This is a genomic window from Halohasta salina (assembly GCF_024178165.1).
In the GTDB taxonomy this organism is placed as follows: domain Archaea; phylum Halobacteriota; class Halobacteria; order Halobacteriales; family Haloferacaceae; genus Halohasta; species Halohasta salina.
Window position 1 is genome coordinate 157758 of record NZ_JAMZIE010000005.1, and the last position, 12328, is coordinate 170085.

Genomic DNA, 12328 nt, shown 5'->3' on the forward strand with positions numbered 1-12328 from the left:
CAATCGGTGCGTATGGAGAGCATCAACCGCTCGGCAGTCGAACTCGTCGACGAGGCGCTGGACTTCGCGGAGGAACTCGGCGTCGTCCCCGGCGAACTCGACTGCGGCGCGACCGTCCTCGACTTCGGTGTCGCCGCCGACGGCGGCATCGAAGCCGGGCTCATGCTGGCGGACATCCAGACCGCCGGTCTCGCAACGACCTACACCCAGATGGACCGGATCGGCGGCGCACCGATCCCCTACGTCGAGTTGACGACCGACCACCCCGGCGTCGCGCTGCTCTGCTCGCAGAAGGCGGGCTGGGAACTCGACCTCGGTGAGTTCGACGGCCTCGGTTCGGGGCCGGCCCGCGCGCTGGTCGGCGAGGAGACCGACTTCGAACGCGTCGGCTACTACGACGAGTTCGATTTCGCCGTGCTGGCCGTCGAGAGCGTCGACCTGCCCGACGACCGGATCGCCGAACACGTCGCCGACCGCTGCAACGTCGAGCCGACGAGCCTGTTTCTGCCGACCTACGCCGCGGGGTCGACCGCCGGCAGCGTCTCGATGGCCGCCCGCGCGGCCGAACTCGCCGTCTTCCGGCTCTCGGAACTCGGCTACCCGCCGGCGGACATCGTCTCGGCGACGGGTCGGGCCCCGGTCGCACCCGTCAGCTACAACGAATCGGTGGCGATGGGTCGAACCAACGACGCACTGGCCTACGGCGGCGAAGTCTACCTCCAAGTGCGATCGGAGTCGGACGTCTTCGAGCAGGTGCCCTCCAATGCACGGGAGGAGTACGGCGTCCCCTTCGAGCAGATCTTCGCCGAAGCCGACTGGGACTTCTACGAGGTCGACGAACGTATCTTCGCGCCCGCGAAGGTCACCATCGACGTGGTCGACGGCGCGACCTACGTCGTCGGCGAGACCGACGAGGCACTCGTCGCCGACTCCTTCGGTATCGAGTAGATGCGGTTCAAGTGGGTTGTCGAACCGCCGGCCACCCTCGACGCCGTCGCCGACGCCCAGCGGGCGATCCCGCTCGTGCCGGCCAGCGAAGCCGACTGCCACCGGCGGCTGGTCGACCGCACCCACATCGACGACCGCGAGGAGGCGAGCCAGTGGCTGACGTTTCTCCGCGCCCTCCGATTAGTCGACCGGACGCCGGGCGGCTACCGTCGAGAGCGAGTCGACCTCACGACCGACGAACTGGTCGACCGGCTGTGCGATGGGATCTACGGGGCACGCGAGATTCACTCCGTGCTGACCGACGCCGACGACCCGTTGTCGGTCGAAGACCTCGACGGCGTGGTCGACCTGCCGACGTGGGAACGACACCACCACACCGACCCCGGCAAGGTCCGACAGCGGCGACTGCGGCGGCTGGCCGAGTGGTGCGTGCTGTGTGGGGTGGCCGAGCGAACCGATGCCGGCTATCATATGAGTAACTAGTTCCTACCGCCGCGAACGCCGGGCGTAACCGCAGGCTACGATGCGTTAGTCGTCGACTACGCTCGGTTAGCAGTCGACTGCAGTGACGGTCCCAACCCCCTTACTGGAGCCCTCACGGAAGACGAACCGCTGGCCCTCCTCGACGAAGTAGGGGCGAAATTTGAACTCGACGGTCGCCGTGCCAGTGTCGCCCGGCAGGAGCTTGCCGTCCTCCGGCGAGAAGACCGCCGTCTCGCTGAGCGTCTCCAGGTGGACGACGGGTTCGTACCCATCGGTGATCCGGGTTGGGTGATTGAGCACCATCACCTCCGCCTCGAAGGTCCGCACCGGCTCGGGGTCGGCCGCCCGCGGAAGGAGGACCATCCCGCGTTGGACCTCACGTTCGGCAACGCCCTTCAGGGCGATCCCGACGATCCGGCCGGCTTTGGCCTCGTCGACCCGGTGGTAATGCATCTCGATCGATCGGACCTCGACCTCGCGGAAACTGCCATCGGGCATCGGCCCCAACAGGAGTTCGTCGCCCGCCGAGACGCTGCCGGCGTTGATGGTGCCGGAGGCGACCGCCCCGACGCCGGTGACGTTGTAGGTGCGGTCGATGTACATCTGGAAGGCGCTGTGTTCGTCGGTCGCCCGCTTGGGCAGCGTCTCGAACAGTCGGTCGAGGTCGGCCATCCCGTCGCCTCGGACCGCACTCGTCCGAATGATCGGCACGACCGTCTCGCTCAACTCGGCGGCGGCAGTCTCGACGCCGTACCGCTCGACGCGTAGTGGCGTCTTGTCGACGTCCCGCAGTAGGGTCTCGATCTCCTTTTCGACCTCGACGACGCGCTCCGGCGAGACGGCGTCGACTTTCGTCACCGTCACGACAGTCGGGAGATCGGTCGCCAGCAGGATGCCGAGATGTTCGCGGGTCGTTTTCGTGGGGCCGTCGTCGGCCGCAACCGCCAAGAGGCCGTAGTCGATCTTCTGGCCGACGAGCCCGCGGATCGTCGTCCGGAGCCACGGCTCGTGGCCGACAGTGTCGACGAAAGAGACGAGCCGACTGGCCTCCTCGACGACACGGGCGCGATCCGCTTTCCGGTGTGGATTGTCCATCCGCACGGGATCGCCCGTCTCGTCGAAGCCGTAGACCGCATACGAGAGATCCGCCGACAGCCCGCGTTCGACCTCGTGGGGCTGGACGTCGAGAAATCCGCGGGTGAAGCCGTCGCCGTCGTCGGCCTCGCCGGTGACGAGCGAGCCGACGAGCGTGGATTTCCCGTGGTCGACGTGACCCGCCGTCCCGATGACGATATGGCCGTTGTCGGCCGACAGCATCGGCCCCTCACGGATCGTCGCCATCCCGACCAGCCCGTCGTCGCCGGCGGACCACGTGTCGACGTTCTCGATGTGGGCACCGGCCTCTTCGGCGAGCAAGGAAAGGACGTCCATCGTCTCGGAGAACTCGTCGGGGGCGATGCCGGCGATGCCGCCGTCGTCGGTCACCCCGACGACGTAGGTGGCCTCGCCGTCGCCCGACAGCACCCGGTGGCGGAGTTGGGCCGCCAGACTCTCCATCCGCCCGTCCGAGAGGTGGAGGTCACGGGTGAGCCGTTCTTTGAACTCGATGTGGCCGCCGTCCTGTTCACCGCGCTTGAGGGCCTGCTGCAGGGCGGCCCGATCCGCGCTCATACCCGGCGTTTGTCAGGCGACAGTAAAACGCTTTTCATGCCGTGTGTCTCCATACCACAATAGAGTCGACAATAGCTGACAAGCGGCGCTATCGCGTGTTGCTCACTAGCTCAACGTCTCGTAGGCACGGCTTACTTTTTTAAACGTTTCCTCGTCGCCGGAGTCAGTGTCGGGGTGGTGTTCCTTCGCCTTCCGGCGGTAGGCAGCCTTTATATCGTCCTCGCTGGCGGTGTCGTCGACCTCGAGGATGCGGCGAGCGTCGGTCGCCGAGAGCGTCGGCTCGCCGGTCGCACTGGCCCGAGCTCGGCGGCGGTTCTGCCGGGTACGGCGGGCCCGCTCGCGGGGATCACGCCCCTCGGCGGTTCGTCGGGCCCCGAAGCCGCCCGGATCGAAGCCGGCCGTCGAGCGGTTCCGGCCGGCAGCTCCCGCCGCCTCCCGCTGCACCCGCTCGGCGAGCCGACCGCTGGCCTGGTACCACAGCAGGTACGCCGCCCCGCCGAACGGCAGCGCCGCAAGGAGGAAAAACGGGCTGACCACGACCCCCACGATCAGCATGAGGACGGTGATACCCGAGAACACTGCGGCGATCCCGATGACGATCCCGTTTCGGTCCACTGGTAGCCTCAACGTGTTCCACGATTGTAACTCTCTCGGCGGGGTGCCACAACGCCTACGACCGGCCGCTGCGTAGCGGGTGTATGGCTACCGTTGGCAGTTGTCACATCTGTGGGACGGCCGGCGCGAGACACACCTGCGAGCAGTGCGGCGGGCTGGTCTGTAGCCAACACTACGATCGGTCGGCGGGACTGTGTCGGGACTGTCTGGCTGGGCAGCGGTGAGTCAGTCCGCGCTCCGGTACTGATTCAGCCGGCGTTTGAGCCGTTTGGCCGCCTGTCCTGCGGCCGCCGCGAACGCGTCGCCCTCTTGCTCGCCGGCGTAGATGATCCCGCGGGAGGAGTTGACCAACCCGACACCGTCGGCGGTGAGACCGTACTCGACGGCGGCTTCGGCGTCGCCGCCCTGTGCGCCGACCCCCGGCACGAGAAACGGGAGCGAGGGAACGGCCTCCCGGATCGTTTCGAGCTCGTCGGGGCCGGTCGCCCCCACCACGAGGCCGACGTTGTCGTTGGCGTTCCACAGGTCGGCGAGGGCGGCCACCCGCCGGTAGAGGGGTTCCCCCGAGTCGAGTTCGAGATCCTGGAGGTCCTCGCGGCCGGGATTCGAGGTCCGGCACAGCACGAAGACGCCCTTGTCGGCGCGATCGAGGAACGGCTGCAGCGAGTCCCGACCCATGTAGGGGTTGACCGTGATCGCGTCGACCGCCTCGAGCATCTCGGCGTACTGGCGGGTCGTGTTACCGATATCGGCACGTTTGGCGTCCAACAGGACGGGGACGTCCTTCCCGTGGGCGTAGGCGATCGTCTCCCGGAGGGCGCGCCAGCCGTCGGCCGACTCGTAGAAGGCGGCGTTCGGCTTGTAGCAGGCGGCGTGTTCGTGGGTGGCGTCGATGATCCGACGGTTGAACGCCCACTGTGGGAGGTCCTTGTCCTGGAGGTGGTCGGGAATCCGGTCGGGGTCGGTGTCGAGACCGACCGAGACGACGCTGTCGACGGTGGCGATCCGGTCGGCGAGCCGATCAAAGAAGGCAGTAGTCATCGTTCGATGGCTGTCGTGGCGCTCTTAAATCTCCTTCTGTGTGCCGTAACCGCCGCCTACCCGACCCGGTAGGAAGTCACTACGATACGGGAGGCGGCACATAACGATGCTCCCCCGCCCGCGCCGGGGCGTATGTCGCCCTTTGAGGCACCGTCGGAGGGATTCCGGAGCGCACTCTGGGTGGTTGCGGTCGCGTTCTTCGGCGTCGGCGACCTGACCACGACCGCCGTCGGCCTCCAGTTCCCCGGTGTCGTCGAGGCGGGACCGGTCGTCGGCCCGGTGGTCGACCGGTACGGGATCGCCGGGATCGGGCTGGTGAAATGCCTCGTGCTCGCCGGAAGCTACGGGCTCTGGCGGGCCGTCCCGACCCCTCACCGTCTCGGCGTCCCCCTCGGGCTCGCCGTCGTCGGGGTGGGTGTCACGGGATGGAACACGGTCATCGTGGGGATGGCGCTGGCAGGATGATCAGGCCAGTGGAACGATCACCACCGGGCAGTCGGCGTCGGCCACCACCGCTTCGGTGGCGCTTCCGAGGCCGCCGTCGACCCCGAGGACGATCTCGTCGGCCTCGGTCTCCGCGGCGACCGTACGGACACCCGCGGCGGACGTCTCCGAGCCGTCGACCCGATGGGTCTCGACGGTCGACACTGCGCCCAGTCGCGCGTAGACCGCGTTGAGCGCGTCGTCGCCGTCGCGTCGCTCGGCGGCGCTGGCCGACGTGTCGGGCTGTACGGAGACCGCATGCACGGTGTCGTCCTCGCCGAGCCGGTCGACCAGATAGTCACAGAGCGCCGCGGCCGTGTGCACCGAATCCGTCGGAACGACGAACGTCGTCATACCGATCGGTCGACGGCGGCGAACATAAGTCCGACCCGACAGCCATCGTGATCGGATGCTCTCCGTTTTAGTATCAGATAGATTTAAATAACTGTTATGCGACTCGGATCGACAGGTTGGATCATGTATACACGACGCCGACTGCTGGCAGCGGGGACGATCGGAGTGGCCGCCCTCGGTGGCTGTCTGGAGTTCGCCACCGGCGAGGGGCCGCTCCGCGAGACGGCCCAGCCCGCGGCGGTCGAGGACGCCGCGCTGTCGGAGACGGGGTACGAACAGACCGACGAGCGCACCGAGACCGTCTCCCAAGAGGTCGACGCCGCCGGCCAGACCCGGACGGTCGAGGCTGTCAATCAGGTGGTGATCTACGAGCGGTCGATCTCGGCGGCAGCGCTCCTCGGAAACGACACCGACGGTGAATCATCCGCGGGCGACGCCGACGCGCTCCCCGACGACGGAGAGCTTCCGGATGACCTCCCGGAGGATTACGACGGCGAACTCCCGGAGGATTACGACGGCGAACTCCCGGACGATATCGAGGACAGCGACACCCAACAGACAGCCGACGACGGGGGCAGCGGGGACGATCGACAGGGCGGCTGGAGCCGGTTTATCCTCCTGACGACCCCGGCGTTTTCGATCGCCGGCCAGTCGCTCAACCCGGTCGGTAAGATGGACAACGCGGAGCTGCTGTCGATGCTCTCCGGCGAGTTCGAGGGGCTGTCGGTCGGCGATATGGTCAGTGAAACCACGGCGACCGTCCTCGAAACGGAGACGACCGTCTCGACGTTCGACGGCGAGATCGAGCAAAACGGGCTGACCGTCGACCTGCTGCTGGAGATCACGGTGGTCCCACACGAGGGCGACTACGTGGTCGCCGTCGCTGGCTATCCACAGGCACTGGAGCCGATCGAGGCCGACAACGTCGACCGGCTGGTTTCGGGACTCGTTCATCCGGCCTGATCGGGCGAGTCAGGTGACGAGCGAGCCGTTTCGAATCCGACCCATAGAATTATGTGTGTTAGTGCCATTCATCCGGATGGAGACATCGCGAATGGCAAAAGGTACGGTTGCGTTCTTCAACGACACAGGCGGTTACGGCTTCATCGAAACAGACGACGCGGACGACGACGTGTTCTTTCACATGGAGGACGTCGGCGGCCCCGACCTCGAAGAGGGCGAGGACGTCGAGTTCGACATCGTGGAAGCGGAGAAAGGCCCCCGAGCCAAGAACCTCCAGCGTCTCTAAGCCCCACGGCTGTTCCGCATTCTATATTTTCACCCGGCCAGCGGTAGCGCTGGCCCTCACTCGCCGAGTGCGATCAGCCGAACAGTGTGGTCGCCGGCCGGCGTTCCGATGTCGACCGTCTCGGCGAGTCGCCCGCGAACCGTCTCGCGCCACGCTTCGACGCGTTCGGTGTGGCGCTGCCGCCGGGTGTCGATGTCGGCGGCCGCCTCGTCGTCGGGCATCGATCGGGTCTCGTCGGCCGTCGGGTAGTCGGGAACCTCGTCGACGAGTCGCTCGGGATCGAGATGGATCGGCTCGGGGTCGGTGTCGGTGTCGTACGCCGTCCCGCCGGCGTGGATACGGGCGCGCATCCGGCCGGAAAACGGGGGTGTGATTCGAAGGACCGCCCCGCGGTCGGCGCTCCGGTTGGCTTCGAGGGCGGCGACGACGTCGTCGACGGTGACGGCGACGGTGCGGATCGCCCGCGGGTCGTCGCTGTCGCGGGACGGCTCCGTGCGGTCGGGGTCGCGGTCGGCCATACGACCTGTTGGAGCCTGTGGGTGAAACCGTTTTGCCACGCCGGCGGGCGAAAGTCGACCTCGCAAGGGTTAAAAGTCGGCCACTGGTGGATAAAGATATGAGCGACTCCGCACAAGACGTCGAGCAACAGTGTGTCTCCTGCGGCATCATGGTCGCGGGGATGAACGCTGCCTCGTTTAGTTGTCCGGACTGCGGCACTGGAATCCACCGCTGTGCCAAATGCCGCAAACAGAGTAACCTCTATGAGTGCCCCGACTGCGGGTTCCGGGGGCCATAACGATGGGGAAAGTCGCCGCCAAGCTGAAAGTCATGCCGCAGAGCCCCGATATCGACCTCGACGAGCTCCAAGAGCAGCTTGAGGCCTCGCTGCCCGAGGGCGCACAGATCAACGGTTTCGAACGCGACGACGTCGCCTTCGGGCTGGTCGCGCTGCTGCCGACCGTGATCGTCGCCGACGGTGCCGGCGGTACCGAAGTCGTCGAAGAGGCCTTTACCGAGGTCGAGGGCGTCGAAAGCGTGTCGGTCGAAAACGTCGGCCGAGTCTAATTCTCACCAGACGCCGAGGACGTCGATCTCGAAGACCAGCGTCGTATCGGCCAGTTCGTGGTTGAAGTCGACCTCGACAGTCCCGTCTTTGACAGCGGTCACGTCGCCGTGGAGCCCGTTTTCGGCGTGGACGTGCATGCCGACCTCGGGCTCGGTGCCGACCATCCCCTCGAAGGTCGCGGCGTCGTACTCACGGACCCACTCCTCGTTGAACTCGCCGTAGGCCTTCTCGGGCGGGATCGTCACCGTCTCCTCGTCGCCTTCGGCCAGCCCGACGACTGCCTCTTCGAGCCCCTCGATCACGTCGCCCTCGCCGACGGCGAACGACAGCGGGCTGTAATCGTCTTCCTCGTTTTCCTGTGCCTCGACGAGGCCGTGTTCCTCGGCGACCTCGTAGCGGGAGGTGTCGAAGACGCTGCCGTCTTCGAACCGCCCGACGTACTCGATGGTGACACTGTCTCCCGTTTCGATGCTCATACGATGGCTCGGTATGCCCGACAGTAAAACGAGTCGGTCGACTGCTCGACGGGGTTATTCGGCGTCGTCGAGCGGCTGGAACTCGTAACACACTGCCTCGCAGTCGACACAGGCGAGTACCTCCCGGTCGGGATGGTCGTAGACGCCCTTCGTGCCGCCACAGCAGTTGCTGACCGTCGACTCGGCGACCGGCCCGCCACAGTCCGGACAGGCGGGCAGGAACATCCGCAACGGCCCGGCAGCGCGGGCCGCCGTCTCGCGGTCGACGCCCGCCTCGACGAGCGCTTCGATGGCCGCTGCCTCGGCGATCGCCACGGGGCGGCTGAGCCACGCGTCGCGGTCGCCCGCCACGAGCAGCCGCTCGCCGGAGACGGTCGACTCGGCGTCGTACGGGACGGCCGCGGCGGCCGCCGCGGCGACCTCGCCGTCGGTTGCCCCGCGAAGGGCGTCCATCTCGCGGCCCCACGTCTCTGCGAACCCGTCGTCGAGGTGGAGCATCTCGTCGCCGGTGAGCACCCCCGCCTCGATCAGCACACCGACCAACGCGTTGGGGTCGTCTGTGGCCACCAACGAATCGGACGGCTCGGCCGGCGGCGCGTGGTCGACGCCGACGTCGACGGGGAGGCGGTCGACGAGCCGTGGCGCGAACCGGGGGGTGTAGGGCACGACGTAGCCGCGGAGGGCGATCAGTAGCCCGCCGGCTCCGAGGACGATCACGCCGCCGAGCCGTCGCCACCGACGCCCGATCAGGAGCGCGGCCAGCCCGACGAGGGCGGCATTCAGGACGGTACACGGCCAACAGCGGCGGTCGCCGGTGTAGGCCGGTTCGCTGAGTGAGTCGATGAGTTGCCCGAGCATGGGTGGCGTTCTCGCCGAACTGATTTCAGCGTTGTCGAAGGTGTCGACTGCCTCATGCTTCGACGTCGGCCAGCGGTTCGTCGATACCGAGCAGGGTGGCACTTTCCTCCCAGAGGCGACGCTGCGTGGTCGTGTCGCGCGCGGCGGCCGACGGCGTCTCCGGCTCGCAGTCGGTGAAATACTGCCCCGAGACGGCTTCGACCTGCGGCGAGGCCGCGAGGTACACCGCGGTCGCGGCTCCCTCAGCGACCGTGGTGGCCATCGGCAGTCGACCCAGCGCGGCGAACAGTCGCGGCAGCGGGCCGGGGAGGAACCGCGCGAAGCCACTGCCGGGGATCGCCCCCGGATGGAAGCTGTTGGACGTGATCGAGCGGTCGGTTCGGTCGAGTCGGCGGGCCAACTCATTCGAAAACAGGACGTTGGCGAGCTTCGAGCGCTGGTAGGCCCGGAACCCCGAGTAGGAGTCGACCGACCGGATCGACTCGAACTCGATGTCGACGCCGCGGTGGGCTCCCGACGAGGTGGTGACGATCCGGGCGTCGTCGGCCAGCGTCGGCAGCAACTCGGCGGTCAGCAGGTACGGCGAGAGGTGGTTGACGTGGAACGTGTACTCGACGCCGAGGTCGGTCAGCTTCCCTTCTCGAAAGAGGCCGCCAGCGTTGTTGCAGAGGACGTCGAGATCGTCGGTCCACTCCCGGACGGCCGCCGCGAGCGCGCGAACGTCGTCGACGCTGGCGTAGTCGGCCCGCTGGAAGGTCGCCTCCCGACCCATCGCGGCCAGTTCGTCGACGACCGCTTCGCCGGCCGATTCGTCGCGGCCATGAATCATCACGTCCGCCCCAAGGCGTCCGAGGGCCAGCGCCGTTTCGCGGCCGATCCCGCTCGTCGAGCCGGTGACGAGGGCCCGTTTGCCTGCGAGGTCGACGCCCTCCACGTCAGCGATCCGTTCCGGTCGGTCTCCCATAGACGGTCGAGGGGCTGGACGGACAAAGGGACTCGGTCGCTGCGGCCTATTCGCCTTCGACGAGCCGCCGGAGGTGTTCGGGCGGCACCGCGCCGCGGGCGGCGTGGCCATCGTAGGCGAAGGTCGGCACGCCGGTGATCCCCCGCCGCTGGGCGGCCGTCCACTCGGCCTCGATCTCCTTGCGAAGTTGCTCGTCGTCCAGCGCCGACCGGATCTCGTCGGGGTCGACGCCTACCTCGTCGGCGAGATCGGCGAGCACGTCGGCGTCACCGATGTCGCGGCCGTCCTGCCAGAGCGCCGCGAAGATCGCCTCGTCGAACTCCAGCCACGTCTCGTAGGGGTAGTGGTCGGCGACGTAGTAGGAGGCGATCTGGGCGGCAAAGGAGTCGACCTCGGTGGCGAGATCGAGTGCCATGTCGACGTCGTACTTCTCCTGTAGGTTGCGGACGGACTCCTTGGCCTGCTCGTAGTAGTCGTCATCCTTGCCGTCGTCGACCGAGTGGTCGATCGTCCCGTCGGGGTTGCGCTTGCCATGCCGGAGATCGAACGGCTGCCAGTTGATCTCTAGATCGTCGTCACGGCTCTCCTGATACCGCGATAGCGACTCGCGGCCGAGATAGCAAAACGGGCAGACGTAGTCCGAGTAGACGGTGATCTGCTCGGTGGATCGAGTACTCATTGCTCGAGGGGAGGGGATCCAGCCCGAAAAGCAGGGCGGTGGTGTGAGCCGACACTGCACGAAAGCGGGGCCGCGAGAACGAATACCCTCTTGTAAATCGCGTCGCAATACGGACCCATGCTCAAACAGCTCCGGGAGAGCGGTCCGGGCCTGCTCGTCCCGCTGGCGTGGCTGTTCGTCGCGGCCGCGGACGTCGGCGCGGTGGGGTCGCGGTCGATCTTCATCGCCCACCTCGTCATGGCCGGTTTCATCGCGTTCTTTCTGGCGACCGGCTGGGCCGACATGTCGACCGGCGCGCTCGCCGGCTGGCGGGCGGTGATGGTCGTCGGCCTCGCGGTGACGCTCGCGGGTGTTGCCGGCTTCCTCGTCGAGACCGGGTCGACGGCGCTCTGGACGACGAGTCTCGTCGGCTGGATGCTGCTGCCGGCGGCGGGGTTGGCCGACACGGGTCGACGGCTCGATGAAGCCGCCGAGGTGTATCTCGGAAGTGCCGCCATCGCCGGCCTCGGGGCGGTCGTCTATCTCCTCTCGCTGGCGGGCATGGGGTCAGGACTCGCCGGCCTCGCGTTCGTCGGTGTTGGGCAGACCGTTGGGATCGTCGACGCCGTGGTTCGGTTCTGAAAACAGGTCACACAGCAGTCAACCATGGCAGCCGCTCGCCGTGTTGGTCGCCGGAAAACGCGGTGGGACTGGGATTCGAACTCACTCACAGCGAAGCTGTTCGCTGCTCGAATCCCGTCCGCCGCAGCAGCCGCTCGCGGACGTTGCTCGCGGTAGAATGCGGTGGGACTGGGATTCGAACCCAGGAGGCCAAAGGCCACCTGCTTTCAAGGCAGGCGCAATAGTCCACTCTGCCATCCCACCGTGCGGTCAGTTTCAACCCCTATCACGTCAGGCGATTTCAACGTCTTCAATGGTGAAAACAATGAAACGATTCCGTTCCATCGTTCCAAAGTTGAATCGCACTGAAACCGTGGAATCCGTCTCTGTTCAGGGGTTATGAGAGAGAACAAACCCGACAAAGTTGAAGGTATCGTTCTTATTCCTACTCCGTCATTGGATTATCTCAATGAGCGTCAAACTGTCGCATACAAGAGCCACAGGAAGAAGTTGATTAGGTGGCTTTCCCGCCAAGGGAAGAATCCTGAGGCAATTGAAGGCTATGCACACCACACTGCTAAGAACTATGCCAACATCTTAGACAGGTTCCACAGAGTAATATGGGAATCAGAAGGCTACACTCTTCAGATAAAAAAGGAAACCGCAAATGAATATCTGAGAGAGTTAGTATTGGCTGAAAAAGAATACTCAAAACGCTCTTGGGTAGATGATTGTTGGTCAGTTCTCAGCAGTAGCTGGAAGTCACAGCGGGCAAGGGTGACACGTTCGTGCCACCCGACAAACGATGTTCCCAATCAAGACGTTTGTCTCGGAGCGTCGA

Annotated in this window: 17 protein-coding genes, 1 tRNA gene and 1 pseudogene; 9 read left to right on the plus strand and 10 right to left on the minus strand. The window is 66.2% G+C overall.

Translation table 11 applies throughout. The features are described from left to right. Positions 1–12: 12 nt before the first annotated feature. Positions 13–948: a methenyltetrahydromethanopterin cyclohydrolase gene (mch, locus tag NKJ34_RS12115; RefSeq protein WP_253738565.1), complete on the plus strand. Its 936-nt coding sequence runs from the start codon at positions 13–15 to the stop codon at positions 946–948. Further along, entirely contained in the window at positions 949–1431 is a 483-nt protein-coding gene (locus tag NKJ34_RS12120; protein WP_253738566.1) for a double winged helix-containing putative transcriptional regulator, read from the plus strand. Positions 1432–1497: 66 nt separating this feature from the next. Here NKJ34_RS12120 and NKJ34_RS12125 read toward each other — a convergent pair whose 3' ends face one another. From NKJ34_RS12125 to pyrF, 3 genes are all read right to left on the minus strand, one after another. After that, entirely contained in the window at positions 1498–3102 is a 1605-nt protein-coding gene (locus NKJ34_RS12125; protein ID WP_253738567.1) for a GTPBP1 family GTP-binding protein, read from the minus strand. A gap of 105 nt (positions 3103–3207) precedes the next feature. Further along, complete coding sequence (locus NKJ34_RS12130) at positions 3208–3717, minus strand: DnaJ domain-containing protein (RefSeq protein ID WP_253738568.1); 510 nt, start codon at positions 3715–3717, stop codon at positions 3208–3210. A gap of 225 nt (positions 3718–3942) precedes the next feature. Beyond that, positions 3943–4758: an orotidine-5'-phosphate decarboxylase gene (pyrF, locus tag NKJ34_RS12135; protein ID WP_253738569.1), complete on the minus strand. Its 816-nt coding sequence runs from the start codon at positions 4756–4758 to the stop codon at positions 3943–3945. Positions 4759–4890: 132 nt separating this feature from the next. On the opposite strand from pyrF, the gene NKJ34_RS12140 reads away from it, so the two are divergent. Then, positions 4891–5223, plus strand: a complete 333-nt coding sequence (locus NKJ34_RS12140) for a DUF5658 family protein (protein WP_253738570.1) — start codon at positions 4891–4893, stop codon at positions 5221–5223. Here the strand turns inward: NKJ34_RS12140 and NKJ34_RS12145 are convergent, their stop codons facing one another. After that, complete coding sequence (locus tag NKJ34_RS12145) at positions 5224–5595, minus strand: universal stress protein (RefSeq protein WP_253738571.1); 372 nt, start codon at positions 5593–5595, stop codon at positions 5224–5226. It abuts the gene before it with no gap. A gap of 123 nt (positions 5596–5718) precedes the next feature. On the opposite strand from NKJ34_RS12145, the gene NKJ34_RS12150 reads away from it, so the two are divergent. Continuing rightward, on the plus strand, positions 5719–6558 hold the full coding sequence (locus NKJ34_RS12150) for a DUF6517 family protein (protein ID WP_253738572.1): 840 nt from the start codon (positions 5719–5721) through the stop codon (positions 6556–6558). A gap of 91 nt (positions 6559–6649) precedes the next feature. Continuing rightward, a complete protein-coding gene (locus NKJ34_RS12155; RefSeq protein ID WP_253738573.1) occupies positions 6650–6844 on the plus strand; it encodes a cold-shock protein in 195 nt (64 codons plus the stop codon). 56 nt (positions 6845–6900) lie between these two features. Here the strand turns inward: NKJ34_RS12155 and NKJ34_RS12160 are convergent, their stop codons facing one another. Further along, the gene (locus NKJ34_RS12160; RefSeq protein ID WP_253738574.1) at positions 6901–7362 is read right to left on the minus strand and encodes a DUF8009 family protein; all 462 of its coding nucleotides are present in this window, start codon (positions 7360–7362) and stop codon (positions 6901–6903) included. A 98-nt stretch (positions 7363–7460) separates the two neighbouring features. On the opposite strand from NKJ34_RS12160, the gene NKJ34_RS12165 reads away from it, so the two are divergent. Together NKJ34_RS12165 and NKJ34_RS12170 are read left to right on the plus strand one after the other, a co-directional pair. Further along, positions 7461–7640, plus strand: coding sequence for an HVO_2753 family zinc finger protein (locus NKJ34_RS12165; RefSeq protein WP_253738575.1), 180 nt, complete (start codon positions 7461–7463; stop codon positions 7638–7640). A 2-nt stretch (positions 7641–7642) separates the two neighbouring features. Next, complete coding sequence (locus NKJ34_RS12170) at positions 7643–7909, plus strand: elongation factor 1-beta (RefSeq protein ID WP_253738576.1); 267 nt, start codon at positions 7643–7645, stop codon at positions 7907–7909. A gap of 3 nt (positions 7910–7912) precedes the next feature. Here NKJ34_RS12170 and NKJ34_RS12175 read toward each other — a convergent pair whose 3' ends face one another. From NKJ34_RS12175 to NKJ34_RS12190, 4 genes are read right to left on the minus strand one after another with little or no spacing between them, the layout of a single operon-like run. Continuing rightward, a complete protein-coding gene (locus NKJ34_RS12175; RefSeq protein ID WP_253738577.1) occupies positions 7913–8386 on the minus strand; it encodes an FKBP-type peptidyl-prolyl cis-trans isomerase in 474 nt (157 codons plus the stop codon). Between the two features lie 54 nt (positions 8387–8440). Then, positions 8441–9244 (minus strand): DUF8054 domain-containing protein, encoded by an 804-nt coding sequence (locus tag NKJ34_RS12180; protein WP_253738578.1) that lies wholly within the window; start codon positions 9242–9244, stop codon positions 8441–8443. Between the two features lie 52 nt (positions 9245–9296). Beyond that, complete coding sequence (locus NKJ34_RS12185) at positions 9297–10208, minus strand: SDR family NAD(P)-dependent oxidoreductase (protein ID WP_253738579.1); 912 nt, start codon at positions 10206–10208, stop codon at positions 9297–9299. A gap of 46 nt (positions 10209–10254) precedes the next feature. Next, a complete protein-coding gene (locus NKJ34_RS12190; RefSeq protein ID WP_253738580.1) occupies positions 10255–10887 on the minus strand; it encodes a DsbA family oxidoreductase in 633 nt (210 codons plus the stop codon). A gap of 117 nt (positions 10888–11004) precedes the next feature. On the opposite strand from NKJ34_RS12190, the gene NKJ34_RS12195 reads away from it, so the two are divergent. Then, complete coding sequence (locus NKJ34_RS12195; RefSeq protein WP_253738581.1) at positions 11005–11508, plus strand: hypothetical protein; 504 nt, start codon at positions 11005–11007, stop codon at positions 11506–11508. A 160-nt stretch (positions 11509–11668) separates the two neighbouring features. Here NKJ34_RS12195 and NKJ34_RS12200 read toward each other — a convergent pair. Beyond that, positions 11669–11751: transfer RNA gene (locus NKJ34_RS12200), tRNA-Ser, on the minus strand. 135 nt (positions 11752–11886) lie between these two features. Between NKJ34_RS12200 and NKJ34_RS12205 the strand changes: the two are divergent. After that, a pseudogene (locus NKJ34_RS12205) lies at positions 11887–12328 on the plus strand (hypothetical protein); the annotation flags it as partial.

Bases quoted from the DNA above. Each gene is read 5' to 3' on its own strand.
- NKJ34_RS12150 (WP_253738572.1), top strand. From the start codon at position 5,719: ATGTATACACGACGCCGACTGCTGGCAGCGGGGACGATCGGAGTGGCC.
- NKJ34_RS12155 (WP_253738573.1), top strand. From the start codon at position 6,650: ATGGCAAAAGGTACGGTTGCGTTCTTCAACGACACAGGCGGTTACGGC.
- NKJ34_RS12140 (WP_253738570.1), top strand. From the start codon at position 4,891: ATGTCGCCCTTTGAGGCACCGTCGGAGGGATTCCGGAGCGCACTCTGG.
- NKJ34_RS12195 (WP_253738581.1), top strand. From the start codon at position 11,005: ATGCTCAAACAGCTCCGGGAGAGCGGTCCGGGCCTGCTCGTCCCGCTG.
- NKJ34_RS12125 (WP_253738567.1), bottom strand. From the start codon at position 3,102: ATGAGCGCGGATCGGGCCGCCCTGCAGCAGGCCCTCAAGCGCGGTGAA.
- mch (WP_253738565.1), top strand. From the start codon at position 13: ATGGAGAGCATCAACCGCTCGGCAGTCGAACTCGTCGACGAGGCGCTG.
- NKJ34_RS12160 (WP_253738574.1), bottom strand. From the start codon at position 7,362: ATGGCCGACCGCGACCCCGACCGCACGGAGCCGTCCCGCGACAGCGAC.
- NKJ34_RS12165 (WP_253738575.1), top strand. From the start codon at position 7,461: ATGAGCGACTCCGCACAAGACGTCGAGCAACAGTGTGTCTCCTGCGGC.
- NKJ34_RS12190 (WP_253738580.1), bottom strand. From the start codon at position 10,887: ATGAGTACTCGATCCACCGAGCAGATCACCGTCTACTCGGACTACGTC.
- NKJ34_RS12185 (WP_253738579.1), bottom strand. From the start codon at position 10,208: ATGGGAGACCGACCGGAACGGATCGCTGACGTGGAGGGCGTCGACCTC.
- NKJ34_RS12145 (WP_253738571.1), bottom strand. From the start codon at position 5,595: ATGACGACGTTCGTCGTTCCGACGGATTCGGTGCACACGGCCGCGGCG.
- NKJ34_RS12170 (WP_253738576.1), top strand. From the start codon at position 7,643: ATGGGGAAAGTCGCCGCCAAGCTGAAAGTCATGCCGCAGAGCCCCGAT.
- NKJ34_RS12120 (WP_253738566.1), top strand. From the start codon at position 949: ATGCGGTTCAAGTGGGTTGTCGAACCGCCGGCCACCCTCGACGCCGTC.
- NKJ34_RS12180 (WP_253738578.1), bottom strand. From the start codon at position 9,244: ATGCTCGGGCAACTCATCGACTCACTCAGCGAACCGGCCTACACCGGC.
- NKJ34_RS12175 (WP_253738577.1), bottom strand. From the start codon at position 8,386: ATGAGCATCGAAACGGGAGACAGTGTCACCATCGAGTACGTCGGGCGG.
- pyrF (WP_253738569.1), bottom strand. From the start codon at position 4,758: ATGACTACTGCCTTCTTTGATCGGCTCGCCGACCGGATCGCCACCGTC.